This is a genomic window from Archangium gephyra, assembly GCF_049060025.1.
Taxonomy (GTDB): Bacteria; Myxococcota; Myxococcia; order Myxococcales; family Myxococcaceae; genus Archangium; species Archangium gephyra_A.
On the sequence record NZ_JBMEQQ010000002.1, the window covers coordinates 1748135 to 1773784 of the forward strand.

General features: G+C 68.8%; 17 protein-coding genes and 1 pseudogene. 10 read left to right on the forward strand and 8 right to left on the reverse strand.

Features of this window, described 5'->3' with window-relative positions; translation table 11 throughout:
* The first annotated feature begins 94 nt into the window (after nt 1–94).
* The 7 genes and pseudogenes from ACN28I_RS07730 (at nt 95) to ACN28I_RS07760 (ending at nt 7183) form a co-directional block, all read left to right on the forward strand.
* Entirely contained in the window at nt 95–1258 is a 1164-nt protein-coding gene (locus ACN28I_RS07730) for a hypothetical protein (protein ID WP_420941459.1), read from the forward strand.
* Between the two features lie 108 nt (nt 1259–1366).
* Nucleotides 1367–2611, forward strand: coding sequence for an acyl-CoA dehydrogenase family protein (locus tag ACN28I_RS07735; protein WP_420941460.1), 1245 nt, complete (start codon nt 1367–1369; stop codon nt 2609–2611).
* Nucleotides 2608–3432 carry an SDR family oxidoreductase gene (locus tag ACN28I_RS07740; protein WP_420941461.1) on the forward strand — a complete coding sequence of 275 codons (825 nt, stop codon included), beginning with the start codon at nt 2608–2610 and terminating at the stop codon, nt 3430–3432. Before ACN28I_RS07735 ends, ACN28I_RS07740 begins: the two co-directional genes overlap by 4 nt.
* Nucleotides 3429–4496: a phosphotransferase family protein gene (locus ACN28I_RS07745; protein ID WP_420941462.1), complete on the forward strand. Its 1068-nt coding sequence runs from the start codon at nt 3429–3431 to the stop codon at nt 4494–4496. Before ACN28I_RS07740 ends, ACN28I_RS07745 begins: the two co-directional genes overlap by 4 nt.
* A gap of 116 nt (nt 4497–4612) precedes the next feature.
* On the forward strand, nt 4613–6247 hold the full coding sequence (locus tag ACN28I_RS07750) for a serine/threonine protein kinase (RefSeq protein ID WP_420941463.1): 1635 nt from the start codon (nt 4613–4615) through the stop codon (nt 6245–6247).
* Between the two features lie 23 nt (nt 6248–6270).
* Nucleotides 6271–6783: pseudogene (locus ACN28I_RS07755) on the forward strand (DUF2381 family protein); the annotation flags it as partial.
* Nucleotides 6784–6814: 31 nt separating this feature from the next.
* Nucleotides 6815–7183 carry a DUF2381 family protein gene (locus tag ACN28I_RS07760; protein ID WP_420941464.1) on the forward strand — a complete coding sequence of 123 codons (369 nt, stop codon included), beginning with the start codon at nt 6815–6817 and terminating at the stop codon, nt 7181–7183.
* A 15-nt stretch (nt 7184–7198) separates the two neighbouring features.
* Here the strand turns inward: ACN28I_RS07760 and ACN28I_RS07765 are convergent, their stop codons facing one another.
* Together ACN28I_RS07765 and ACN28I_RS07770 are read right to left on the reverse strand one after the other, a co-directional pair.
* The gene (locus tag ACN28I_RS07765) at nt 7199–9724 is read right to left on the reverse strand and encodes an alpha/beta fold hydrolase (RefSeq protein ID WP_420941465.1); all 2526 of its coding nucleotides are present in this window, start codon (nt 9722–9724) and stop codon (nt 7199–7201) included.
* Between the two features lie 14 nt (nt 9725–9738).
* The gene (locus ACN28I_RS07770) at nt 9739–10419 is read right to left on the reverse strand and encodes a GMC family oxidoreductase N-terminal domain-containing protein (protein WP_420941466.1); all 681 of its coding nucleotides are present in this window, start codon (nt 10417–10419) and stop codon (nt 9739–9741) included.
* 294 nt (nt 10420–10713) lie between these two features.
* Between ACN28I_RS07770 and ACN28I_RS07775 the strand changes: the two genes are divergently transcribed.
* The 3 genes from ACN28I_RS07775 (at nt 10714) to ACN28I_RS07785 (ending at nt 15564) form a co-directional block, all read left to right on the forward strand.
* Nucleotides 10714–11733 (forward strand): DUF481 domain-containing protein, encoded by a 1020-nt coding sequence (locus ACN28I_RS07775; RefSeq protein WP_420941467.1) that lies wholly within the window; start codon nt 10714–10716, stop codon nt 11731–11733.
* A 149-nt stretch (nt 11734–11882) separates the two neighbouring features.
* On the forward strand, nt 11883–14153 hold the full coding sequence (locus ACN28I_RS07780) for a hypothetical protein (RefSeq protein WP_420941468.1): 2271 nt from the start codon (nt 11883–11885) through the stop codon (nt 14151–14153).
* Nucleotides 14154–14223: 70 nt separating this feature from the next.
* Complete coding sequence (locus tag ACN28I_RS07785; RefSeq protein ID WP_420941469.1) at nt 14224–15564, forward strand: hypothetical protein; 1341 nt, start codon at nt 14224–14226, stop codon at nt 15562–15564.
* Between the two features lie 36 nt (nt 15565–15600).
* On the opposite strand, the gene ACN28I_RS07790 is transcribed toward ACN28I_RS07785, so the two are convergent.
* From ACN28I_RS07790 to ACN28I_RS07815, 6 genes are all read right to left on the reverse strand, one after another.
* The gene (locus tag ACN28I_RS07790) at nt 15601–16563 is read right to left on the reverse strand and encodes an NAD-dependent epimerase/dehydratase family protein (protein WP_420941470.1); all 963 of its coding nucleotides are present in this window, start codon (nt 16561–16563) and stop codon (nt 15601–15603) included.
* A 266-nt stretch (nt 16564–16829) separates the two neighbouring features.
* The gene (locus ACN28I_RS07795; RefSeq protein WP_420941471.1) at nt 16830–21437 is read right to left on the reverse strand and encodes a metallophosphoesterase; all 4608 of its coding nucleotides are present in this window, start codon (nt 21435–21437) and stop codon (nt 16830–16832) included.
* Nucleotides 21438–21653: 216 nt separating this feature from the next.
* A complete protein-coding gene (locus tag ACN28I_RS07800; RefSeq protein ID WP_420941472.1) occupies nt 21654–23165 on the reverse strand; it encodes a Y-family DNA polymerase in 1512 nt (503 codons plus the stop codon).
* A gap of 21 nt (nt 23166–23186) precedes the next feature.
* Nucleotides 23187–24035, reverse strand: coding sequence for an ImuA family protein (locus tag ACN28I_RS07805; protein ID WP_420941473.1), 849 nt, complete (start codon nt 24033–24035; stop codon nt 23187–23189).
* A 302-nt stretch (nt 24036–24337) separates the two neighbouring features.
* Nucleotides 24338–25306 (reverse strand): VWA domain-containing protein, encoded by a 969-nt coding sequence (locus tag ACN28I_RS07810; RefSeq protein ID WP_420941474.1) that lies wholly within the window; start codon nt 25304–25306, stop codon nt 24338–24340.
* Nucleotides 25245–25553: a hypothetical protein gene (locus ACN28I_RS07815; protein ID WP_420941475.1), complete on the reverse strand. Its 309-nt coding sequence runs from the start codon at nt 25551–25553 to the stop codon at nt 25245–25247. The genes ACN28I_RS07810 and ACN28I_RS07815 overlap by 62 nt, the downstream gene beginning before the upstream one ends.
* Nucleotides 25554–25650 lie beyond the last annotated feature (97 nt).

Genomic DNA, 25650 nt, shown 5'->3' on the forward strand with positions numbered 1-25650 from the left:
CGCCACCGGGACACGGGAACCTGCCTGCCCCTCCCTCCGGTCGGAGCCTGCCTCTTGACCCCCAGGTGGGCAGCGCGAGACCCTCGGCCCCCTGATGAACGCTCCCGCTGGGGCCCATGCGAGCCAGGCCATCGAGCAGGCACTCGGCGCACTGCCGGAATCCGTGCGAGCGGAGCTGCGCGCACGCCTGGCCGGGGCCGACGCGCTCGTCCTCATGCACATCCGTGACGAGCGCTTCCGCTGGGGAGCGCTCCTCACCTTCCCCTTCAAGCTCCTGCTGTGGAGCCTCGTCCTGCTGGTGCTGCTCTGGGTCTTCTTGCAGAGCCTGACGTCGCAAGGCGATGGAGACTCGGGAGATGGTGGCACGCCGCAACACCCCGCCGCCCTGCAGCCAGTGTCCTACCCGCGCTACGACGGCAGCAAGGACAGCTCCACGCCCGTCTATGTGCGCCATGTTGAGCGCCCGGCACGAAGCTGGCTGCCCGGCTTCCTGCGTTTCCGTTTCACCGTCCCGGTCCATACGCTGGAGGTGGTGACCTCACCATCCGAGGCGCCTCCCTTTCGCTTCACGGTCTCCGGCGAGCGGCAGGGCCGTGCCACCGTGGCCACGCTGTACGCAGTGGCCGCGGCGGCCGGGCTGAAGCTCGTGGAGCTGAACCAGGGACCACCCCCCGTGGTGGTGCACCGTGGCCATGGGCAGCTCCCGCTCATGCTGGATCCCCGTAAGCTGGACCTCGAATGGGCCAGGGCCGAGGTCACCGCCGCGGGCTTCGAGCTCGTCACCACCGAGACGGGCCTGGAGCTGCGGCGCGCCGACTCACCGGCTCCCAAGGGCCTGGCCTGGGTGCTCCTCGTGGGGATGCTGCTCGTCTCGCCCGCCTTCCTGTGGCTCGCGGGCTTCCGGCACCATCTGCGGAACTTCCTGTTCGATGTGAGGGGCAAGCCCCCGGGCGCGGAGGTCTTCTTTGTCGATGGCGAGAGGGTGGGTTACTGCTACCAGCGCGCGGGACGGAGGTGGTCGCGCACCGCCGTGCCGAAAAGCCGGCTGCACGCCATCGTCTTCGGGGAGGAGCTCGGTTTCGATGACCAGGTGAGCTACGGGCAGCCGAGGCTGCGGCTCATCGGAAACGGGGCGGTCGTCACGGTGGACTACAACCTGGGAGACAAGCTCGGCAACGCCATCCGCGACCTCCTCGTCAGTGAGGTCCTCGCCGCGAAGTCCATCCACCCTGGGGCCATCGCCTCGACAGGAAGCTGACAGCGTGCGCAACACGCGCCCGGTGCCGCACTTCATCCGGCCCAACATTCACTGGCTTCATCAAGGGGCCCGGCCCCAGGATGAGACCCCGCGATAAAGGGGCCTCCCATGAACTTCGAACCGAGTGACCGTTCCAAGGACTACCGCGAGCGTGTGCGGCGCTTCATCCAGAAGCACATCCAGCCCGTGGAGGCGCAGTACTGGGCGCAGATCCGCGGGGCCAGCCATGGCGGTGACTGGCGGCAGTGGAAGATCCCTCCCCTCATGGAGGAGCTCAAGGCACGCGCCAGGGCCGAAGGTCTGTGGAACCTGTTCCTGCCCGACGCGACGCTCGGCGCGGGTCTCAGCACCCTGGAGTACGCGCCCGTCGCCGAGGAGATGGGCCGCAGCTTCATGGCCCCCGAGGTCTTCAACTGCAACGCTCCGGACACCGGCAACATGGAGGTGCTCTGGAGGTACGGATCCGAGGAGCAGAAGGCGCGCTGGCTCACGCCCCTGCTCGCCGGAGAGATCCGCTCCGTCTTCTGCATGACCGAGCCCGATGTGGCCTCCTCGGACGCGACCAACATGCAGGCCACCGCCACCGTCGAGGGCGACGAGGTGGTGCTCAACGGCAAGAAGTGGTGGTCGAGCGGCATCGGCGACCCCCGGGCGAAGATCATCATCTTCATGGCCCGCACCGCCAACGAGGGGGGCGACCGCCACCACCAGCACTCGATGGTGCTCGTGCCGCTGGACACGAAGGGCGTGGAGATCCAGCGCATGCTCCCCGTGTACGGCGACTACGACGAGCCGCACGGCCACGGCGAGGTGCACTTCCGTGACGTCCGGGTGCCGGTCTCCCACATCATCGCGGGCCCGGGACGGGGTTTCGAGATCGCCCAGGGACGGCTCGGCCCCGGCCGCATCCACCACTGCATGCGCTGCATCGGCGCGGCGGAGCAGTCGCTCGATCTGATGATCGATCGCGGCATGAGCCGCACCGCCTTCGGCAAGCCGCTGCTCAACCTCGGCGGCAACCGCGAGCGCGTCGCCGAGGCCCGTATCGCCATCGATCAGGCGCGCCTGCTCACGCTCCATGCCGCCTGGAAGCTGGACGAGCTGGGCGCCCTGGGCGCGATGACCGAGATCTCCGCCATCAAGGTCGTGGCCCCCAACATGCTGCAGAAGGTGGTGGATGACGCCATCCAGATCCACGGTGGTGCCGGAGTCTCGGGCGACACCCAGCTCCCGAACTTCTTCGCCCAGGCCCGCACCTTGCGGCTCGCGGACGGACCGGACGAAGTGCACAAGGGCGTCATCGCCCGCATCGAGCTCGCCCGGCGCGGCTTCTCCAGGAGCCGGGAATCATGAGTGACCAGCGCATCTTCATCACCGGCGGCGCCAGCGGGCTCGGACAGGCCATCGCCCTGCGTTACGCCCGGGCCGGCTGGCGCGTCTGTATTGCCGACGTCAACGATGCCCGGGGCGCGGAGACCCTGAAGAGCCTCACCTCCCTCACCCAACACGCGCACTCCCTCCGCTGCGATGTGACGCGCGAGGAGGACCTGCACGCGGCCGCCGAGTGGCTCTCCTCGAACTGGGGCGGCGTCGACGTGGTGGTCAACAACGCCGGCGTGGCCCAGGCGGGTGCCATCGAGGAGGTCTCGCTCGATGACTGGCAGTGGATCATCGACATCAACCTCCTGGGCGTCGTGCGCGGCTGCAAGGTCTTCACGCCGCTGTTCAAGCGCCAGGGCCACGGCTACTTCGTCAACGTGGCCTCCATGGCCGGGCTGCTCGATGTGCCCATGATGAGCAGCTACAACGCGACCAAGGCCGCCGTCGTCTCGCTGTCGGAGACGCTGCACAACGAGCTCGCCGACAACCGCATCGGCGTCAGCGTCGTCTGCCCGTCCTTCTTCAAAACCAACCTCGCCGAGTCGCTGCGCACCTCCAACGCCGGGCTGCGGACGGTCATGGGCAAGCTGCTCGAGCGCTCGCCCATCACCGCGGACGACATCGCCGATCAGATCTTCCGGGCCGTCGAGCAGCGCCACTTCTACATCCTCCCCCACGCCGAGGGCCGTCAGGCCTGGCTGATGAAGCGGATCCTGCCGCGCGGCGTCTATGCCTCGATGATCCGCAAGCGCACCCGCAGGATGCGTGGGGATGGAGGGGCGCAGCCGGCATGACTCCCGCTCTCGATGAGGCCAGGGCCGTGCGCGCGGGCGAGGAGCTCGACATCCCCGCCGTGGACGCCTGGCTCAAGGCCCAGGTGCCCACGCTGGAGGGCACGCCCAAGGTCACCCAGTACGCGGGCGGGGCCTCCAACTGGACCTACCGGCTCGAGTACGCCAACCGCGACCTCATCCTGCGGCGGCCCCCCGCGGGCACCAAGGCGAAGTCGGCGCACGACATGGCGCGCGAGTACACGGTGCAGAAGGCGCTCGAGCCCGTCTACCCCGCCGTGCCCACCATGGTGGGCCTGTGCCAGGACCCGGCCGTCATCGGTGCCGACTTCTACGTCATGGAGCGGATCGCCGGCCTCATCCCCCGCTCGCGCCTGCCGCCCGGGATGCGGCTGGACGCGGCACAGACCCGCCAGCTCTGCCTCAACGTCATCGACAAGCTCATCGAGCTGCACCGGGTGGACTACCGGGCCGTGGGGCTGGAGTCGCTCGGCAAGGGCGCCGGCTACCCCCGGCGGCAGATCGAGGGCTGGTCGGATCGCTACGAGAAGGCCCGCACCTGGAACGTCCCCAGCTTCCGGGCCGTGCGTGACTGGCTCGCGGCCCACACCCCCGATGACGTCTCCACCTGCGTCATCCACAACGACTGGCGCTTCGACAACGTGGTGCTCCACCCGGAGCGTCCCACCGAGGTCATCGGCGTGCTCGACTGGGAGATGGCCACCCTGGGAGATCCGCTGATGGACCTCGGCAACACCCTCGCCTACTGGGTGCACGCCGATGATCCCTGGCTGATGCGCATCACCCGCCGCCAGCCCACGCACCTGCCCGGCATGCTCCGGCGCGAGGAGGTGGTCGCCTACTACCTCGAGCGCACCGGGTTGAAGCCCGCCAATTGGGCCTTCTACGAGGTCTACGGCCTGTTCCGCCTCGCCGTCATCGCCCAGCAGATCTACTACCGCTACCACCACAAGCAGACGCGCAACCCGGCGTTCAAGAACTTCTGGATCCTCATCAACTACTTCGACTGGCGCTGCCGGGGCATCATCAAGAGGGTGGGAGGCTGACTACCCATCACGTCCGGGGATCTCACCCATCTCCCTGGTAGCCTCCGCGGTTCGCGGAGGGATGCGGGATGCTCGATGGAAACGGCGGACAGGGTCCAGAGGAAGTGCCTGGACAATTGGCTCCCGGCACCCAGGTGGCTGGCTTCACCGTAGAGGGGACGATTGCTTCCGGCAGCTTCGGCACCGTGTACCGGGCGAGACGGAACGGACGGCCCTACGCCATCAAGCTGGTGCGCATCCACCCACGGGGCGACCGGGAGGCGGCCGCACTGCGGCTGGTGCACCACCCCAATGTGGTGGCCTTCCACGGGTATGGCTTCTGGCCAGAGGACGAGCCGCGCTTCCTCGTGCTGGCCCTGGAGCTCGTCGAGGGCCGCACGCTCGACGTCTGGGCGGAGCAGGAGAATCCCTCCGCGCTCGAGTTGGTGATGCGGGTGTTGCTGCCCTTCGCGCTCACCCTGGCGGACGTGCATGCCTCGGGCGTGGTGCACCGGGACATCAAGGAAGCCAACATCGTCATGCGCGAGGCGGACGGGCAACCGGTGTTGGTGGACTTCGGCGCGGCGGGCCTCAAGGAGGGGGCGCCGCGGCTGACCCTGCGCCTGCCACCGGGCACCGCGGAGTACCGCAGCCCCGAGGCGCTGCGCTTCGCGAAGCAGTGGGAGGGCGAGCCCTACCCCTTCGCGCCGGGAGATGACCTGTGGGCGATGGGCGTCGTCACCTACCTCCTGTTGACGCGCACGCTTCCCTTCGGAGACCGGAGCGACCCGGAGTTGAACCGGGCCATCCTCGAGGAGACGCCGTCAGCTCCGCATGAGCTCAATCCGCGCGTGCCCCTGGCCCTGAGCGAACTGTGCATGGGGATGCTGGAAAAGGACTCCGAGGACCGGTACGCGGATGCGAAGGCGCTCGCGGAGGACCTGGTGGAGCTGTGCACCCAGGCGGACAGCGCCTGGCGCACACCGCTGTTCCCCAGAGCCGGACGCGAGAAGCGCCCTGCCGCCTCCGCTCCGGCGGAGCCTGGATACCGGGCTGGCCGGTGGCGGACCGCCGGGCTCGTTGCCGCCACGGTGCTGCTGGTGTTGGGGGTGTGGGTGACGCCTCTCGTCCAACCCTCGGAGTCGCCTCCCCCTTCCCCGCCGCGACAGGCCAGCCCTCGCCAGGAAATAGCTTCCGCCCAGGTGACGGGCGAAGTTGTCCCTGGCGCGGGACCTCCGACGTCACCCCTCCCCGCGCCCGTCGCCAAGGCGACGAACAGCGAGGAGCCCAAGATGACGAAGTCCAAGACGATTCGAACCCTGGTTGCCGCCGGTTGTGTCGCCAGCTCCGGATGCGTGAGCGGTCCGCAGCAGCGTCAGCCTCCCAAGCCGGCGGAGTGCCCGCCCGGAGCCGACATGACCCACAAGGCCTTCGGCTTGATGAACAGAACCATCCATGGCGCGAGCCTCGTCCCCGTTGAACAGATGAGGCCGAAAGCGCCTGTGCAGGAAGGGGAGGTAACGGCGGAGATCATCGGTCCCTGGGGAAAGCTCCGGAACAAAACCTTTTTTTCCGGACGCCTCTATTTCGGGACGGATCGTGTCTACGGCCGCTTCACCAAGGCCAGGCTGCCCAGCGGCGAGGTCTTGCCGGTGTGTCTCCAGTTGTGGCACGAGTACAAGCTTGGGATTCCGATGGAGCCGGAGAGCACGCGCAACAGGGTCATCGTCTCACCTTCCGCTAGGGTCATGCCCGTGGAGAGTTTCGATTAGTCCGGCCTCTGGAGGCTGCGCCAATGCTCCCAGTATCCCCCTCCCTCCTGGTCCTGGTGCTTCTTCAAGGACCCACCGCGGTGGAATCGCCGCCCGCTGCCGCCGACTGCGGGAACGTGCAGCGCGTTGAGTTGTCGCTCGTGTCCACATCCACTTTCGACGTGTGTGTCAGTCGTGGGCTCTTGACGGGATTGCGCTTCGACGCACCTGTCACAGTAGAGTTGCAGGACGAGGTGCGTTTCGAGGAGGTGGTACGGGCCCGTCAACTCCTCACGCTGCTACCTCCTGCTGACATGATGCCAGGAGAGCGGATACGCCTCACGGTGCGCTTCGAGGATGGCGGGGCCCGGCAGAACGCCACATTCGTGCTGGTGGGCCACCGAGGACAGGCAACACACCAGGTCGAGGTGTACCGCGACAAACGGACCCGGGAATCCTACCAGCAGGAGATAGAGCAGGAGCACGCGAAGAACCAGCGGCTCCGCGAAGAGAACCAGCAACTGCGCGGGGCGCTCCAGCAACTGCGATCACAGCTCAACCAGTCCGTTGGGTTGATGGAGGCTCTATGTGAGCGGGGTACTCAGACCGCCTGGCATCCGCTTCAGTCAGTTCCCTGGTCAGCAGCCGACAGCGGGCGGCCTCTCCGTGTCGAGCGGCACCAGTTACCGCGTCAACGAGAGCGTAGCGGTGGAGGCGTGGGTCTTGAACTCCAGCACCGAGCCCTGGACCACCGTGGGGGCCTCCCTGGTCACCGCCAAGGGCGAGAAGATGGAGGGGCTCAAGCTCCATCAGCCCGAAGCCATACCGCCCAACGAGATCGGCAGCGTGTTCATCGAGGTTCCAGCGGCACCTGGAGAACCACGAGGCCCGGTCACCCTGAACCTATGGGAAGCAGGTCCGCGCAGCATCTCCATCCCCTCGGTGATGTTCCCGTAACACCGAACCGGGGGCTCAGGCCTTCTGCGTGGTCTCGAGGTGCTCGAGGATGTGCGGGAACACGTCCTTGGCCGCGTTCTTGCCGAAGATGCAGTCGATGTGGCCGTACTCCGGAATCACCCGCCGCGAGTACAGTCCCGGCCCGTTCGCCCGCACGAGCACCTCGAGCGTCTTCTGCGTGCTCTCCGGCAGGAAGCACCCGTTGCGCTCACCGTGGATGAAGCGGATGGGCAGCGCCATGCGATTCAGGTGCGGCCGGTAGGTGTCCTTCTCCGAGGCGTCCACGATGTGGCCCGCGCGAACCATGTCCGCGATCCCATCGAAGGCCCTGATGGTGGCCAGGCCGAACATCTCGTGCAGGGCGGCATGCGTCGCCTCGTTGAGCTGCGCGTGCTCGTACAATAGCGAGTACATGAAGGTGATGCGGTGGCACACCGGGCTGTCGCACTCCTCGTCCTTGTCCACCGGGTAGAGGTCCACCGCCTTGTTGTAGAGGCGCGACAGCCAATCGGACTTCGTGTCCGTGTACGCCGTCATCGACTTGACGCCCAGCCGCTCCAGCAGGTTCGGCGTGTGCAGCCCCGCCTTGAGCCCCACCAGCCGGGGCACCACGAACTCGGTGGAGATCTGCGACAGCACCGCCGAGCGCACCCCCTCGAGCCCGCCCAGCAGCGCCATGCTGAAGGTGGTGGCACCGAAGCAGTGCGCCACCATCTGCACCGACGGCGCCCCCGTCACCTCGCGCACCTTCGCCACCGCCGCCGGGTAGTCCTTCATCGCCACGTCATCGGCGGTGTACTGCGCGGTGGACGCCGGCAGCAGGATGCTGGAGCGGTAGTCCAGCAGCCACACGTCGTACCCATTCGCGCACAGGTACTCGAGCAGGTTGGTCTCGATCGTGTCGATGGTGAAGATGCGGCTGGAGACGCCCAGGCCATGCGAGAGGATGACGGGCCCCTGGGTGCCCGCCTGGTGGCGCGTGAGCAGCAGCTCCACCCCATCCCGCGTCTTGAACGGAACGAGCTGGGGCGCGGGCACCCGGAGCGGGCGCTTCTTGCGCGGCGGCGCGTCCGGGTCGAACACCGACTCCGGTGACGTCGCCCCGCCGTAGTAGTCGTAGACCACCCCGGCGAAGTAGCGGCCGAAGCGCACCGTGGCCGCCAGCCGCTCCTCGGTGTTCCTCGCGTGGGTGGCCTCGAGCGTGCCCAGTTGCTTGATGAAGTCCTCCGGCGCGATCCGCAGCACGCCCTTCCCCACCACCGGCCCGCCCTCATCCACGCCCTCGTGCAGCGTGATGTAGAGCGTGGAGGTGTCGTGCCACACCTTCCAGAGCGGGCCCTCACGGACGATCTTGTCGCCCGAGAAGAAGAAGGCGCGCCCATCATCCGCCGTCAGCCGCATGCGGTACTTCATCCGCCGCGTCTCGACCGCGTTCTCGTCCTTCACGAACAGGTTGAACGTGCCGTGCGTCACCGTCAGCGGCCTCGGGGAGAGAGCCGGCGCCACCACCGTGCCCACCATCCGCGCCTCGTGCCTCGCATCCTCGACGAGCTCGTCCAGGTCATCCGAGATGATGGTCAGCACGAACTCGAACGAGGAGCCCGCCTGCCCGCCCCGCTTCTCCGCGGCCTCGAACTCCTCGGGTTTCGTCGCCCCCCCGCCCTCCAGGGCGAAGTGCCCCTTCATCCGCTCGGTGAAACGGATGCCCGGCTTCTCCACCGCAGGGGGCTCGGCGATGGCGCCCTTGCCCGCGTAGTCGATGTGCCAGCCACGCTCCTCGCTGATGATCATCGCGCTCCGCTCGGCCAGCGCGGAGATGGTCAGCAGCGGGTTGACGCCCAGCGACGTGGGGACGATGGAGCCATCACAGACGTACAGCCCCTCGTGGACCCCGGTGCCCTCGCTGGATGCGAACACCTGTCCCCGGTGGTCCACCACGCCCGCCTCCGCCGAGTCCGCCATGATGCAGCCCCCCAGCGGGTGAACGGAGAGCAGGCTGTTGCCCCGCGTCTCGGTCCACAGCGGGTTGCGCGTCGCGATGCCCTTGAGTGCCTGGGCGGCCTTCGTCATGAGCGCGTCCGCCTGCTGGAAGACGTCCTTGGAGCCCACGCCCGGCCAGCGGATCCGCACCCGGTCCTCCACCAGCTCCATCCGCCCGTCCGCGCCGTCATGCGTGAGGGCGAGGTACGTCTGCGAGTGCAGCACGGCGCCCTCGCGCGGGCCGAGCACCAGGCTCTCCGCCTCGCGCACCTTCTGCTGGACGCGCTCCTCCGGCGCGGTGTTGGTCCCATGCAGCGCCGCCGTGGCCCCCATCGCCGCGGGCAGCGCCGCCCCCAGCACTCCCGGGAGGGCGCACTCCTCAAGCACCATTCCGCTCCGGACGCCGGAGCCCTCGCGCAGGTCGATGAGCCCGGTGATGCAGGGCCCCACCGGTGGCAGCTCCTGGGCCGGGAGGTTGCCCGCGCCGATCGAACGGACCTCCTGCGCGGTGTTGTAGGCGAAGCCCGCGGAGTCCCCGTTGCCACTGAAGCCCCGCCCCAACTGCCCGGAGACCTTCAGCCCTCGCGCCTGGGAGCGCAGGAGGAAGCTCCGTCGAGCCGAGCGTGCCCGCCGCGAGGATGACCAGGTCCGCGCTGACGAACAGCGTGGGCGCCTCGAAGGCCTCGCGGCCCGTCCCCAGCACCTGGAAGTGCACCCGCCAGCGGCCGTCCCCGGCCCGCTCGATGAAACGCACGTCCACGGAGGTGAAGAGCCGCCCCGTGCCGCTTCGCGTCCGGCAGGTAGTTCATCAACAGGGTGTTCTTCGCCCCCGGGTTGCAGCCGGAGCAGCAGTCCCCACAGAGGTTGCAGGCCTTCTGCGTGACGCCCGCCTCGTTGACTCCGTCCTGGAAGGTGATGGCGAGGGGCGGCTTCGAGAACTTCCGCCCCAGGGCCTCGGCCGACTTGCGCAGCGCGGCCAGCTTGGGCAGCGCGGGATGGGTGTCCGGGTACGGGGTGGCCCCCAGCATCCGCTCCGCCAGGCTGAAGCCGCGCTCCAGCCGCGTCATGCCCTCGGCGCGCAGGGCCGCCGGCCAGCACGGCTCCTCGAACAGCCGCGGATCCGGACGCAGGGACACCCCGGCGTTGATGAGCGAGGTGCCTCCCAGGCCACAGCCCACCAGCACGTTGATGTCCTCGTCCACATGGAGGCGATACAGCCCCGTGCGCGAACCCAACTGGCCCTCGGGCTTGTCCACCTGGAAGCTCGGCCGCCGCCTCCAGCGGGGTGTCCGGGTACTCGCCGGGCCGCAGCTCCCGCCCCCGCTCCAGGACGCACACCTTCTGTCCCGCGCGGGCCAGGCGGGAGGCGGTAATGGCCCCTCCGTAGCCCGAACCCACGACCACCACCGTGTAATGGCTCTGGATGTCCTCGATGGCTGATGCGAGTCGGTTCATATGTCGGGCTCCCCCTCACCTCATCATTGCACCCGGGGTGATTCCGCGCCAAGACTCCGCGCCGCTCCACCCTTCATCCCTCGACCGAGTCCGCCGTGCTTCCTGTCCACGCCCTTCTGTCCGCCTTCCTGACGCTCCAGACCCCTGCTCCCGCGCAGCCTTCCGCTCCGGCGCAGACCACCACCCCCGAAGACGCCGCCACCTCCGCCGAGCGCGCCGCGTCCTCCGCCGAGCGCGCCGCCGCCGCCGCCGAGCGCGCCGCCGAGGCCAACGCCCGCATGGCCGAGGCCATCGAGCGCCTCGCCCAGGGCATTGCCCGCACGGCGCCTCCCGCCGAGCAGCCCGCGGCCGAGCAGAAGCCCCAGACCGACGCCGAGAAGAAGGAAGCCGCGAAGAAGGACGTCTGGGACGTCACGGTGGGCCTGGGCCTCATCTTCATCACCGGCAACGCCTCCACCGTCACGTTCAACGGGCTGATCTCCGCGGAGCGCAAGACGGAGAACTGGATCTACTCCGTCAAGGCCTCGGGCGTTTACGGTGAGAGCCGTCCCCCCGGGCTGGAGGGAGAGGTGGTGACGGTGTCGCAGGTGACGGCGCTCAACGCGGCCCTGCAGCTTCGCGGAGACCACCGCTTCACCCAGAAGATCAGCGGCTACCTGCTGGGTGCCGTGGACGCGGACCACGTGAAGAGCGTGGAGTTCCGCGGCGCCGGCGAGGCGGGAGTCGGCATCATCTGGCTGGACACGAAGCGCGCGGACGGAGGCGATGCCTTCCTGCGCACGGACCTGGCCTTCCGCTACGCCCGGGAGACGCGCTTCCAGTACTACCCCTCGCGCCTGGAACTGCCGGACGTGTCGCTCGGCGGCCCCCGCTTCGGCGTGGCCTTCCGTTACGGCATCGCCAAGGACGTCGCGTTCCTGGAGGAGCTCAGCGTGCTGCCCAGCCTCATCGAGGGCTCGCGCCTGATCATCAACAGCCAGACGCAGCTCTCCGTGCGGCTGACGCAGACGCTGTCGATCGCCACCACCTTCCTCTTCCTGTACGACAGCGAGCCCGCCCAGGGGAAGCTGCCCACCGACACCTCGCTGTCGGTGAGCGCCGCGATCAGCTTCTAGGCAGGGGGTGCTTCCGGAGGGCGCGCACGATGGGGACTCACCCGTGGACCGTGCTGCGGCCATCCCTCTGCCCAGCACTGGGCGGGGCAATGGATTCTGCCTCGCCCCTACCAGCCTCCTCCGCCACGTGGTGTGACCTGAGGGGGACAATGCGCGCTGAGGCCCTGGCGCTCAGGTGGGCGGCGCTGCTGCTGGGCGCCGTGCTGCTCTCCACCGGCTGCGTCACGCTCGGGCCGCGACACGGCGGTAGCGCTGAGCGTGCCCCCCACACCCTCTCCACGCTGCTTGAGGCGGGCGCCTCGCCCTACCCATTCGAGGCTCCCTCCCCTGTTGCCCCTCCGGAGGCGGGCGAATACGCCTTCTCCTCCGAGGTGGGCGAGCAGCAGCGGCTGCACCGCCGCAGCGCCCGCGGGCCAGGCCCGGACGCAGCCCTCGCGAGCGCGGGCAAGGCGCCCGCGGACGAGGTGGCCAGCACAGGGCCTGTCCCCGAGGAGCCGCCCTCGTGCGGAGGGCAGGCCGTGCCCGCGGGCTGGCCCGACTTCGCCGCCGGAGACAGCGAAGCGCTCCTCGTCCCCTTCTTCACGTGCACCGCGCCAGCCGAATACGTCGCCCTCCAGGAGCGGGTGGACATGCCCCGCCTGGTGGGGACGCTGACGGACTGGGATGCCGTGCGGCTCGGCTCGCTGGGGCCCCTGCGTGAGGACGCCGCCGGCCTTTTCAACCGCAAGCGTCTTGCCTTCCTCCTTCATGCCACCGGCACGTATGGAGTCGCCCATGCCGAGGTGTTCGTCCGCTTCCTCCTCGATTCGTCCTATGACGATGAGCTGCGGGAGCTTCTCTTCTGGCTGGCTCGGGACAAGCGGCTGGAGACCACGCTGGGGCTGATGCCCCGAGCGAAAGCCGAGTTGGAGGCGCGGGGCCTGAAGCTCTCGGCCCGCCCGGATAGGGATTTCCTGCCCGGAGACTTGCTGCGGGGGGCAGGCCGCTCCGTCTCCGACCTGCTCACCCACGAGCAGGAGAAGAACGCCTGGCACACCCACTACTCCCGACAACGAGGCCAGCTCCCACCGTCCTATCAGGAGGACCTCGACGAGGTGGAGCGGGAGGCGGCCAGGCAGCACTACTCGGCGGGCAACGTGGTGATGGGCAGCGTGGACCACGTCACCTTCGGCGTGCCGCTGGGCTTCTACTACCTCGCGGCGGGTACGGGCCACGGGCTGTACTCGCTCTCGCAGGGCGAATACGAGCAGGCCATGCGCGAGCTGACGCCCGTCGCGCTGCTGGCAACCCTGTATGTGGGTGGCAAGGGCGCGCGCGCCCTCTACGAGGTCCGGGGAGGAGGAGCCGGACTCCAGCGGGGACTCGAGACGGTGCGAGTCCGAGTGAGTCTCCTCGCGGAGAGGACGTGGGAACTGCAAGCACGGCTGGGCGCGGGCGTGGAGGGCATGCGAGAGCTGGCCCGCTACATACAAGCCAGACGTGAGGCGGGACGCTTCGTGGCCGTGGGAGGGGTGGACGCCGCGCTGGCCCTGTACGAAGCGCGGGGGAATGTGGCCAAGGCCCGGCCGCTCATGTCCAAGGCCAGGCCTGGGGCCTCGGGCTCCCCGCCCGTGAAGACTGGCGCGGGGGCCGGCGCCGGGGAAGCCACCGCTGCCACGGATGACGCCGCACGCCCCTCCCCGAAGCAGGCCCCTGTCGCAGAGGGGCAGGGCACCCTGGCCTCGCTGGTGGATGACGGGGTGGGCCATACGCGGGAGGTGGTGGAGGCCAAGCTCGCGGCGGCTGAGCTCGAGGCCACGGGCCCACGCCTGCCCAAGGACGCGAAGGTGCTGAAGCAGCACCGCCCGGCCCTCGAAGCCCCGCCGGCCGAGGCCCAGGGCAACCCGCGCTGGCTCGAGTACGTCGAGTACTACAACAAGCGCTTCAAAGAGGTGGAGAGTGGCACGGCCGCCGAGGGCCCCCTCAAGTGGGCGCCCTACGAACAGTTGCGCGGGTGGTTTGCCCGGGGGCTGGCCTTCGAGCGCGACATGGTGAGACTTCTGCGAGACGACGCGCAGAAGCCTCGGTTACAGCGCAGCTTCCTCGGGGACTTCGACAAGCCCCGCCTCGAAACGCAGGTGGGCGTGAGGAAGCCGGGCTCAGGCCTGCGCTACGCGGATGTTCTCGTCATCGAGGAGGGTGGGCTCGGTGGGCAGCCACGGCGCGTGGAGACGTTCAGCTTCAAGAGCCGCGACCTCTCGGGGATGAACTACGAGGCCCTGAAGGCACAGATCATCGCGGATGCGAGGGAAGCGTTGAGCAAGTACGGCGAGAGACTGAGCATCCGCCGAACCTCCCTCCAGTCCCCCCTCCACGAGGGCGGCGAGGTGCCCGTCCAGCGGACCCGCCTTGTTTACGAGGGGGGAAGCTCAAGCCCATGAACGTAGACGCCTTGAAGAGAGCCGTGGACGAAACCAAGGAAAAGGTTCCGGGAGTGGAGGTGCTGTTCCAATGAAGGTACTGGAATTCTACGGCGTGAAGTCGGAGGACAGCCTTCTGCTAACCTTCGACGGTGCCTCCAGTTCGCAAGCGGCACTCGAGCGCGAGTTGGAGCCCTTTTTCCAGGCGCTCGAGGAGTACGCCGATGGGTGGATGCCGGATGTCGTCAAAGGCAAGCGGCAACGCAGATACTCTCGCGCCGCCATCTGGAAGTCCCTGGAAGAGAAACGCGACGAAAATAGTACGTCCATCGGGCTCTACCGGACGGAGTGGCCCGCATTGGACATGTCGCTCGGGCTCTGGCTCCCACCGCGGTCTCCCCAACTGAGAGTTTTCATAAACGTGAAGCCCCTGCCCTTCTTCGCGGAGGCTGAGCACTGCTTCAAGTTCGAGGAGATGGTGCGTACATGGGCCTCCTGCTACCCGGTCTCCCACGCCAAGGCCCACAGCACTGATGACACGCAATTCACGGACTCGCCGAACTTCGGCCGCGACGACGACACTCGGCGCAGAGATGGCTTCGACAAAGTCTACGAGGTGTTCTGGCTCAACGTCTTCGGCCCCAAGCTGGTGGAGACGGTTGGTCGCGAGCGCATGCTGTCCACCCCAGCCCACCGTGTGGAGGAACTGCCCAACGGCTCCATCCTCCTGGTGACGTGGCCCACCGCGGCGGATTTCGCCAGCAAGGAGGCACGGCTCGCGCAGGCTCGCGCCCACGCCCACCTTCGGCCGGACCTCGACTTCGACACCATGCTGCGCACCTTGCATGGGCGCAGTGCCATGCTCGCCCCCGTGGAGCCCCGCTTCCACCCGGACCTGGCCCCGCTCCTCTCGCGTGTGGTGGACCGCGCCGCCAGTCACGAGCGCCAGCGGAGGATTGCCGAACTCAACGCCTGGAAGCCACCCGAGCCCGAGGAGTGGCGCCCTGCTGATTCCGCCCTCTCTCCGGACGTAGAGGATCTGGAGCGCGCTCTTCAGCAGTACAGCCTCTACGCCGAGCACCTCGTGGCGCTGCTGCACTCGGAGGTGCCCTCCGTCTTCGAGGCAACGCCCGAGTCACTCTCGGACGTTGACTTCTACTTCTGGCGTGAGGAATTCCCGACGAGCCGCCCGCGGGAAGCCATCGACGAGCACGCGGTGCCCGCCATTGGCGCGTACCTGGGCGAGGTGCTGGTGCGCAACCTGGGCGGTAGGTGGATTCCGCGCCAGAGGCTCGATGAGGCACAGGTGCTCGTGGGAAGTCGCGTCTGGTTCCCCTTCGCCCGGGCCCGCCACTCCATGCAGTCGCGACAGGCGCTGCTCGACTATTCGCTCACCCAACTCTATCGCGTGGCCGAGCGGTGCCGGGGTTGACCGAGTGCGTGCACCGGGCGAGCTCGGACCCTCCGCTCAGCCCTCGGTGCCCCGGTACCACGCCACCAGCCGCGCGAGCCCCTGCTCCAGCGGCACCGAGGGACGGAAGCCCGTCTCGCGCTCCAGCGCCGTCACGTCCGCGCACGTCACCTCCAGCTCCCCTGGCTGCGCCGGCCGCAGCTCCACCCATGCCTTCGTTCCGAGCTGCTCCTCCAGCAGATCCACGAAGCGCGCCATCGTCACTGGCGCGCCCCGCCCCACGTTCACCACCCGGTACGGCGGCGCGCCCGCGGGCGGCTTGTCCAGCAGCCGCACCAGCGCCTCCACCACGTCGTCCACGTAGGTGAAGTCGCGCTGCATCCTGCCCTCGCCATGGAGCGTGATGGAGCGGCCCTCCAGCATCGCCCGGAGGAACAGCATCGGCGCCATGTCCGGCCGGCCCCACGGGCCATACACCGTGAACAGCCGCAGCCCCGTCACCGGCAGCCCGTACTGGTGGCTGTAGACGTGCGCCATCAGCTCGTCCGCGCGCTTCGTCGCCGCGTACAGGCTCAGCGGATGATCCGCCGGCGCATCCTCCGCGAAGGGCACCGGCGTGCCCGCCCCGTACACCGAGCTCGACGAGGCGAACACCAGGTGCTCCACCTTCGCCAGCCGGCACAGCTCCAACACCTGCAGGAAGCCCGTGACGTTCGTCTCCGCGTAGTCCGGGGCCTCCGACGGCAGCGCCCGCACGCCCACCCGCGCCGCCAGGTGCACCACGCGATCCGGCTTCACCCCGTCGAAGAGCTCCCGGCAGGCCTTCACGTCCCGGATGTCCATCCGGTGGAAACCGAAGTTCGGCGCCGCCTTCAGCCTGGACAGCCGCGTCGCCTTCAGCGTCACGTCTCCCGACGTGTCCAGGTTGTCCACTCCGATGATCGAATCCCCACGCGCGAGCAGCCGCTCACACACGTGATACCCGATGAAGCCCGCTGCTCCCGTGACGAGCACCTTCATGACTCAACTCCCATCGTGGTCGAGGACCACGAAACGGCTCCGGGGAGACCCTCACCCTGGCCCTCTCAGAGGGAGAGGGGACATAGCACCGAGTCAGTCCTCGATCTGTGTTTCGAGGAAGGGTTTCTGCCGGCCGCTCCGGACTCGGGAACTCGCGCCTTCCGGGATCATTCTCCCTACCGCCAGACCCGCCGCGCACGCGTGGTGCACGTTGTCGTGGACGAACAGTGCGCTCCGCCCCACCGGGTAGAGGCCGTCCACCTCACTCAAGCCAAGGGCACGTCATAGCAGGTGCGCCGCTCGTTCGGTTTCTCCCCCGGCCACACCGCCCATCCCTCCCACGCGCCTCCCTGCTTGCGCAGGCACCGCGTGTGCACCCGCAACCGTTGGAGATCCCGCTGCACCTCCAGCAGGTTGAACAGGCGCGGCACCGACTCAGGCCGATCGGACGTGGGGGCCCCGAAGCTCCCGGCGCCCATGACGTGGATCCTCCGCTCCGAGTGGAGGTGGTTGACGAGATCGGCGCGGTCCTCATGGACGTGCCCATGGAGGCAAACGCGGACGTCCGCTTGAAGCAGCCGTTTCATGAAGGCATCGCCCTGGATCTTCTCGTTGCCCGTGATGGGGTGGTGCCAGACCGCCAGCCGTAGCACCTTCGCGTCTCCCGTCAGCTCGCCGCGCTCTCGCGCCCTGGCGATGTCCTGCTGCGCCCTGTCGAGCCCCCGGGAGAGCGCGCTGTCGGAGATGCTGGAGCGCTCCTTGAAGTACTCGTCTATCTCCCAGGCGGAGTTCATGGCCAGGAACTGGAGCCGCGACTCGCTGAAGAGAAACGGGATGCACTGCTCCTCGGGCGCGAGCGGATAGGGCTTCTGGATCAGCGGATGGTAGAAGTGCTCGGTGAAGTTCCTGAAGCGCTCCGGGTACTTCGCCTCGTCGCGGATGAGGTATCCGTCTCCCGCGTCATGGTACCCGCCGGTGACGAGCCTGCTCTTGTCCACCAGCCGCTTCTTCCGCCACTCGTAGACCTCCGTGTTCCAGTCCAGGTCGTGGTTGCCAGGAACGAGGATGCACCGCTCGGCCGTCAGCCCGAACTGCTCGATGAGCCTCGAGACGAATTCACGCGCCTTCTCGAACTCCTGGGGCAAGGCCCGGTTCGTGATGTCTCCGGAGATGACCAGATAGTCCAGGCGCTCGATTCCCAGCCCCTCGCTCCTGTCCTGCAGGTCCGCCAACAGGGGCTGGAGCAGTCCGAGGGGATCATCCCCGGCTCCGATGTGCAGGTCGCTCAGGTGGAGGATCCGCAGGGGCGTCTCCTGGCCCGTGCTCACCGTCTTCGCCTCCGTCATGAGCACCTTCGTCTCCGTGACGCTCTGGGATAGCTGCTCCCGGATGGTGGTCCGCAACGCCTGGACCTGTTTCACCAGCTCCGGATTGAGCTCCCGGGCTTGCTGCGCACCGAGCGTGAGGGGCGTCCGGTGGTCGCAGTCCTCGCAACCCACGTCCTGGGCCCCCTTGGCCAGCCGGGTGCGGACCGTCTCCTCCGGGAACACCTTGCCGCAGACGCAGGTGATGGTCAGCCGCTCCAACAGCTCCACTCCGTGCTCCCGGAGGTGCTGCTCGATGAAGTTCACGAACAGCTCGCGCGTCTTCGCGTCCGTTCCATCATCGAAGTAGACGTCCAGCTGGGCAATCCCCCGCGCCCCCTGGCTCCTGCTCCGCACCCGGCGGATGCCCGAGGCACCCAGGCCCGCCTGCCCGAACTCGGCGCGGTCCTCCCACAGGCGCATGGGGCCAAAGCGCTGGCTGATGGCCAGGGACGTCACGAGCGAGGCGTAGATGTTGTCGATGGGGCCGAAGAAGTCGTAGTGCAGCGAGATGGCGTGCGCGAAGTCCGCGCCAGCCCCGCCCTGCGACGGCTGGAAGAGCGACGGGAAGATGAGCAGTCCCTCGTGGCGCAGGCACACGCCGTGCTCGATGAGCAGCTCGATGACGCAGTTGAGGACCGCCAGCTCCTGGTCCTCGGTCAACCGCTCCTCGTCCTTGATGCGCGGGAACTTCATCTTCGGGGACAGGACCTTCGCCACCTCGATGGCGGGCACCCCGTGGGGATTCTCCCGTGCGGCCACGATGAGCGAGCCCGCGTAACGCTCGAGCTGCTCGACCTCCAGGATGAGCACCCGCGTCCCTCCCGCCATCCGCGTGTCCGCGACCCGCCCCTGCCGGGTGAGATGGCCCACCACGGCCTGGAGCGCCTCCGGCTCGAAGGCACTGCCCAGCTCCCGGCGCAGCTCGCTCTCCAGCTCGAAGAAGGTCAGCACCACCCGCTTCGCCTCGCGCAGCCGTTGGATGAGCTGCCGGATGGACTGGAACAGCTCGGGGCGGCTGACCTTCTGGAGGCTGTCCCAGTCGATGACCCGGCCCAGGGCCGCCTTCAGCTCGGCGATGCCCTGCCCCTGCTTCGCGCTCGTCAGCACGTACGACTCGAACCCGAGCCGTTGCACCAGGCCCTCGAGCGCGGGGCGGTTCACCGGGGATTCGGCGTGGTCCACCTTCGTGCCCACCAGGAGCGTGCGGATGCTCCGCTCCCGGGACTGGGCCTGCAGGCGCCGGTTCCATCCCTCGACCTCCTCCAGGGCCCCCTCCCCTCGCCCGGGCTCCATCACCATCAGGGCCACGGTCGAGTCCCGCAGGAAGAGCTGGTGCACGAGCTGGTACTCGCTCTGCCCTCCCAGGTCCCACAGGATGATCTCCCGCCGTGGCCCGCTCGTGGGCCCGTCCCCGGAGGACGGCTCGGCGGACATCGACCAGAAGCGCATGCCGTGCGTGGAGTCCAACTCCTCGTACTCGTCCTTCACCATGCGCAGCGCCAGACAGCTCTTGCCCGCACGCCCCTCGCCCACCAGTACGACCTTGGCGCTCACCTCGTGCACGGTCTGCGACGGCACGTGGGAGCGCATCAGGGCGGCGAGCTCGAGTTCCCACAGCTGCACGCCGTGGCCTTCGGGACCCACGCTCGCCAGAACATGCGCCACCGGAGAGAAAGCCAGTCCGGCGTAGTGCGGGCTCGTGAAGGGCGCCTCGAGCTCGGCCACCAACGCCCAGGTGTCTGTGCGCCACAGCCGGATGGCCCCGTCGCTCGACCTGGAGGCGAGCAGCCGTCCATCGTGGGAGAAGCTGACGCTCGTGACGTCGGTCCTGTGGCCCTCCAGAACGGCCATGAGTCCGGGCTGCCGGACATCCCGGATGTAGATGGTCCTGTCCCGGCAGGCCATGGCGACCACCGAGGACCATCCGGGCATCCACGCGATGTCCAGGACAGCGCCTCCAGGCGCCCCCCCTGCGAGCTGATGCGCCTCCACGGTGTCCGAGTTCCTCACGACTTTCGGCCGCGCGAGAACCGGGATTCCCTCGCCTCCACACACCAGCATCTGCCCATCCGGCGACCAGGCCAGGGCGTACACCTCAATCAGCGCGGGAGGGAGCTGCACCCGGCCCGCTTCGGCCCAGGTCCGGGTGTTCCAGAGCTGGAGGGCCCGATGCCCCGACTCGGCCGCAAGCAGTCCCGTCGAGGACCAGGCCACCCGCCATCCCACACTCAGCAGGGCCCGTGGCGTCCCGAGCTGGATTCCGTCCGCATTCCACAAGCGCACGTTTTTATGGGAGCGGGACGCCAGGAACTGGCCGTCCGGCGAGAAGCACAGATCCTCAAGCCCGGAAATGTGGGCGGTGACCATCCAGTCCGGCAGATCCTGGGCTGGCTTCCAGTAGGCGATGTCGCCTCCCACCAGACCAATCCCGAGCGCATCCCCAGCGGGTGCCCAGGCCAGCGAATCGACCATCTTGCGACCGGTCTCCAGCAGCTTCTGGAACTTCACGCCCGGCGGGAGCCGTGGATCCGTCGGCTCGCCGCGCACGGCCCGGAAATCCCCGGCGGGTGGGCGGCGCTGGAAGGGGGCCGATTCCCCCCCGGCCAGTAAGGGGGGGCGCTTCGTGTCCAGGGCACGCGGAGCGGCGAGAGACGTTTCGAAGGCCTCGTCCGGCCCGGAGACCCACCGTTCATCGGGGCCCAGGGAGAGCGCGCCCTTGGTGAACGAGGCGATGCGCGGGAAGAGCCTGAGCGGCGCCCCCGCCCCCGACAGCTCGAGCACCCCCACGGTGTATCCCCAGAGACTCCCTGAATCCTCGGCCTCGGCTTTGGGATGGATCGCACCAAAGAGCGAGGGGGCCTGGGTGGGATAGAAGCGGCCCGAGAGCCCGAAACGAGTTGCCCCTTCCCTGCGCTGCGCGTTGCCACACAGGTGCAACAGGCGGCCATTCGGTGGGGTCAATGCCTCCTGAATCCGCATCAGGGAAATGGGCCTCAGCATCGAGGGTGGGCGGTGCGTCAGCAGCAGCACGGCATCATGTTCAAGCGCCCAGTCCCGCGCGCTCCCGCCCAGAGCTGGATCGAGTTGCTTCAGATCGAGTTCATACCAATCCTTCTCCTCCAGCTCGGTGCCGTTCCGGGTGCTCGAGTTGAGCCCGACGATCCCAATCCTCGAGCCCGCCGTTTCGACCGTCGTGGCGAAATCTCCCGGAAGCAGGCCTCTGCGCAGACCCTGGTGCACAGCCGACGGATGCGCATTCCGCCACTCCTCGAACCAGGCGCTGAAGAGATCGAGCGACCCCCGGAGGTTCTTTGCGGAGGGATGAGCCTGCAAGAAGTCGCGCTCGCCCGGCACGACGAGCAGGCTGGGAGACGAGCCCAGGCCGCGGAAGAAACCCCACAGGGATTTCAAGGTGGAGCTCAGCAAGCTGAACTCCATCGTCCCGCCCGCTTCCGTGAGGTTGCCCGAGATGAACACCAGGTCCCAGGGGCCCGAGCGCGCGTGCATCCTGCGGAGATCCTGCTCGAACGCTTCCCTGTAGTCGGGCCGAAGCAACCGCGAGCCTCCGGAGCCCCATGTGGAGATCCGAGAGGTGAAGCCAACTGAGCCGCGCCACGTGTCCCCCAGTCGAGTTACCGGGAGCCGAGAATGCACCGGGCGGGCACCGGATGCCTATACCCTCACCCCAGCCCTCTCCCAGAGGGAGAGGGGGCCTACACAGGGCTAATCGAACAGGCCCTGGAGGTAGAAGCGGCCGTCCCTCGCGTCCCGGAACACCCACGCCGGGCCCAGTCCCTCGAAGTGCACCCGGTAGTAGTCGCGGCTGTACGGCCTCGCGTCCCACCAGTCCCCGCTCAGCCGCTCCGGGCCCACCAGCGCCATCACCCGGCGCCTGCGTCCTCCGAGCCTCGCCGCCAGCAGTTCCCCCGAGGCCGTCATCTCCACGTCGATCGTGGCTGGTGTCCCCAGCATCCGCGAGGGCCGCTCCCGCAGTACCTCGGGCACCGGCTCCGCTGCCTCCACTGACTGGAGCAGCTCACCCTCCAGTCCGCGCCGCATCGGCGGTGGCCGGAAGGTCTGTGTCGCGTACGCGTCCTCGGGACGGTGCGTGTCCTCCAGCGCCGCCATGAAGAGGGAGTCCTCCCCCAGCGCCGTCGCCAGCCGCGAGAGCACCACCTCCAGCGCCGCGTCTCCCTCGGGTGCGTCTCCCAGCGCCAGTTGCTGGCCCCGGTCCTCGCAGTCCTCTTCCACCCGGAGGATCAGCCCCGCCACCGGTCCCTCGAGCCGCACGTCCGACAGCCGGTGCCGCGTCAGCTCCAGCAGCATCTTCGCCTGTGCCGTCGGCCTCGCCAGCGTCAGCGGCACCACCGCCTGTCCCGATGGGTCCAGCTTCAACGTCAGGTTCAGCCGCACCGCCGCGCGCTTCCGGCCTCCCAGCCGTCCGCACAACCGGTCCAGCACCGTCTTCAGCGCGAACTGCAGTGGCTCCAGCGACTCGGCCGCCCACTCCAGCGTCAGCCGCTCCTCCAGCACCTCTTCCAGCACTTCCGCGATGAATGGCGTCTCATCCCCGCCCCGGCAGCGCGCGTGCGCCCGCATGCCCACCGCGCCGCCTCGCGCCGTCACCGCCCCCACCGGCAGTCCCGCCACCTCGCCCAGCGTCGTCAGCCCGAGCGCCGCGAACGCCGTCTGCTCCGGGCCCTCCAGGGCACTCAGCGGCAGCGGCGCCAACGCCTGCGCGCTCTCTCCGTCCGGCACCACGCTCATCCGCGGCGCCCCATGCCTCGCCAGCGCCCTCGCGGTGAACTTCTCCGAGGCCACCACCACCCTCCCCCTCCACCCCAGCTCCGAGCACTGCGCCAGCACCTTCGCGCACAGCCCTTCCTCCCCCTTCACCAGGTTCGCCGCGCTCGCGTCGAACCACAGCCCGTCCGGCTCCGACAACTGGAAGCCCGGCGCCAGCCCCATCAGCATCTCGCCAATGCCCACCAGCGCCCGCCGCTCCTCCTCCGGCCGGTACGGGAAGTGTCTCAGCTCGGGCTCCAGCGCCGTCGCCGCCGTCAGCGTCATCCCCTGCTTCACGCCCGCCTTCAGCGCACTCGTGGACGCGCACGCCACCCGCTGCTGGCCTCGCACCTCCTCCACCAGCACGAACGGTCTGCCCGTCAGCTCCGGCAGCTCGATGACCTTGCGCTGCACCGGGAAGCGCGAAAAGTGCAGATACCCCAACCGCATGTCCGTTCCCCTCCCCTCGCCTCAGTGCAGGGCCGTGCCCGCATCCAGGCTCGCTCGCAGCGACGGCATCGGCGTGTCCCGCCCCGGCCGCTGCCACAGGATTCCCCGGTGTCCTTCCGACGGGGGCTGCTCCCTCGGGAGCTCCGGCACCGTCACGGCCTCCGCCGGCGGCAGCTCCGCACCCCACGGGGACTCGCCTCCCTCCAGCTCCGGATAGAGCGCCTTCCACGGCACCAGCGTCCTCGAGCCGATTCCTCCCTGCCGGCTTCGCACCACCTCCACCGACAGGCCCTCGTCGTCTCGCGCCTCCGTGCGCAGCCGCATCATCCCGTCCCCAGGGGCCTCCGGCGCCGTCAGCAGCAGCAGCAGGCTCCCGCCTCGCCCCGCCGCGTCCATCAGCCGCTTACCCTCCGCCGGGGACAGCCGCACTCCGCCCGTGCCCTTCGGGCTCCGCGTCAGGTCCAACACCACGCACGCGAACGCCCCGCTCCGCACGAGCTGCACCGCCGACCACGCCAGTTGCTCCGCCGTCTTCGGCCGCACGATCAGCAGCCGGGTGGGATCCACCCCCGCGGCCACCGCCGCCGGTGGGTAGAGCTCCCCAGGTCCATCCACGTACGCGCACAGCCGCCCTTCCCGGTGCGCCGACGCCACCGCCCTCAGCGCCAGGCTCGTCCTCCCCGACGCCGCCTCCCCCCACAGCTCCACCACCTGCCCCAACGGCAGCCCTCCCCCCGGCAGCAGCTCGTCGAAGGCCTCCACCCCCGTCCTCAGCGCCGCCAGGTACTTCCTCGGCGCTGCCTGCAACCGGCGGATCTGCTCCCGCAGCGCCTCCACCGTCACCGACACCTTCCCGGCCGTCGCACTCATCACGTCCCTCGTCCCGCACTGGACCTGAAACTGGGTTCAGTATGACGAGCGGCCTGACATGCGCCAGGAAATGTCGCCTGGTGATCAGCCGGGCGGCTGGTTTTCTACGGTTCCCCGGGTGGGTGCGCAGGGCAGGCGACAGACCCTCACCCTGGCTCTCTCTTCCAGGAACCTCGGGGGGTTACACAGGCTCAACCCGCGGTCCGGGCACCCTCACCCCGTCCCTCTCCCGGAGGGAGAGGGGTGGTTGGGGGCGTGGGTTGGCTTGGGGGGGGTGGGTTGGCTTGGGGGGTTGGCTCGGCTCAGTTGGCGCAGAGCAGCTTCACTTCCAGCTTCTTGTCCGTCGGTCTCCGCGGGCACGAGGACTGGAAGTACAGGCGCGCCGCCCTCCGCTCCGACGACGGCTCGTACGTCAGATCTCCCCCCACCACGCTGCACGTCTGCACCGACCCGTCCTCCCGCGTCACCAGCACCTGCGCCAGCCTCGCGTCCGGCAGGTTCACCACCTCGATGCTCTGCGACGTCCTCGCCAGTGTCGCGATGGACACCAGCGTCTCCCGGAAGCTCGCCCGGCAGATGGAGTCCAGGTTCTTCAGCCCTGTATCGAACAGCGACGCCATCTCCCGCTGCCGGTATCCCGGTCCGTACGACGTCGGGCAATCCACGTTGCGCACGAACGTCCCCTGCGCCGTCCGGTCCAGCACCGCCTCCGCCCGCTTGTCCGTCAGCCCCACGGGCCCGATCGTCGCCCACAGCACCTCGCGCGTCGCTCCCGTCCCGTCCGCCAGGTTCCGGAACAGCCGCACGTACTCCTGCACCGGCGTCAATCGATCCGCCTGCTCGCTGCACAGGTCCCGGCTCGTGTCCTCCGTCAGCAGCACCCGCGGCGGCCTCTCCGTGGAGCTGCAATCTTCCTCGTCCGACACCACCACCACCAGCAGCCGCGCCCCGTCCCTCAGGAAGCCTCCGTTGCCTCCCTCGCCCACCGGCGTCGTCGTCAGCGGCGGCGTCACCGCCAGCCTCACCGCCTCGAAGGGCGTCTCCTGCCCGCTGCCGCTCGTCCCCACCTGCACCATCCGGCGGAACTTCTCCAGCAGCTCCGGGTCGCCCTCGTCCAGGTAGCGTTCAGCCGTGGGCCGGCCCCGTTCGTCAGGGACCGGCTGCAACCGGCCCGCCTGATCGGGAAACTCCGTGAACTGCTCGCGGTTATCATAGAACGCGTTCAGGTAGACCGACGTCGTGATGACCCCCACGCGGAAGTCCTGCTCCACGTCGTTTCCCCGCCGGAGCTCGTCCAGGAACGCGGGGAAGCTCGGTGGCAATGGCCGCCTGCTCCTCGGCCATCGAGCCCGAATTGTCGATGACGAAGAGCAGATCCGTCTTCTGCGCCGAGATCAGCGGGGCGTCCACCTGGCAACGGCCGGGCAACGTGGAGCCGGGCTCCTCCACCGGCGTGGTACACGCCACGCCCCACAGGGCGATGGCCAGCAGCGCGCTCGAACGCATGGGATGCATCATGGGGGTCTCCTGCGAACGCGGCCCGGCGTAGCGCGCGCCGTGCCGCAACATAAGGGGGGGCCACGCAACATGCCCCACCTTCAGGCGATGTGCGAGC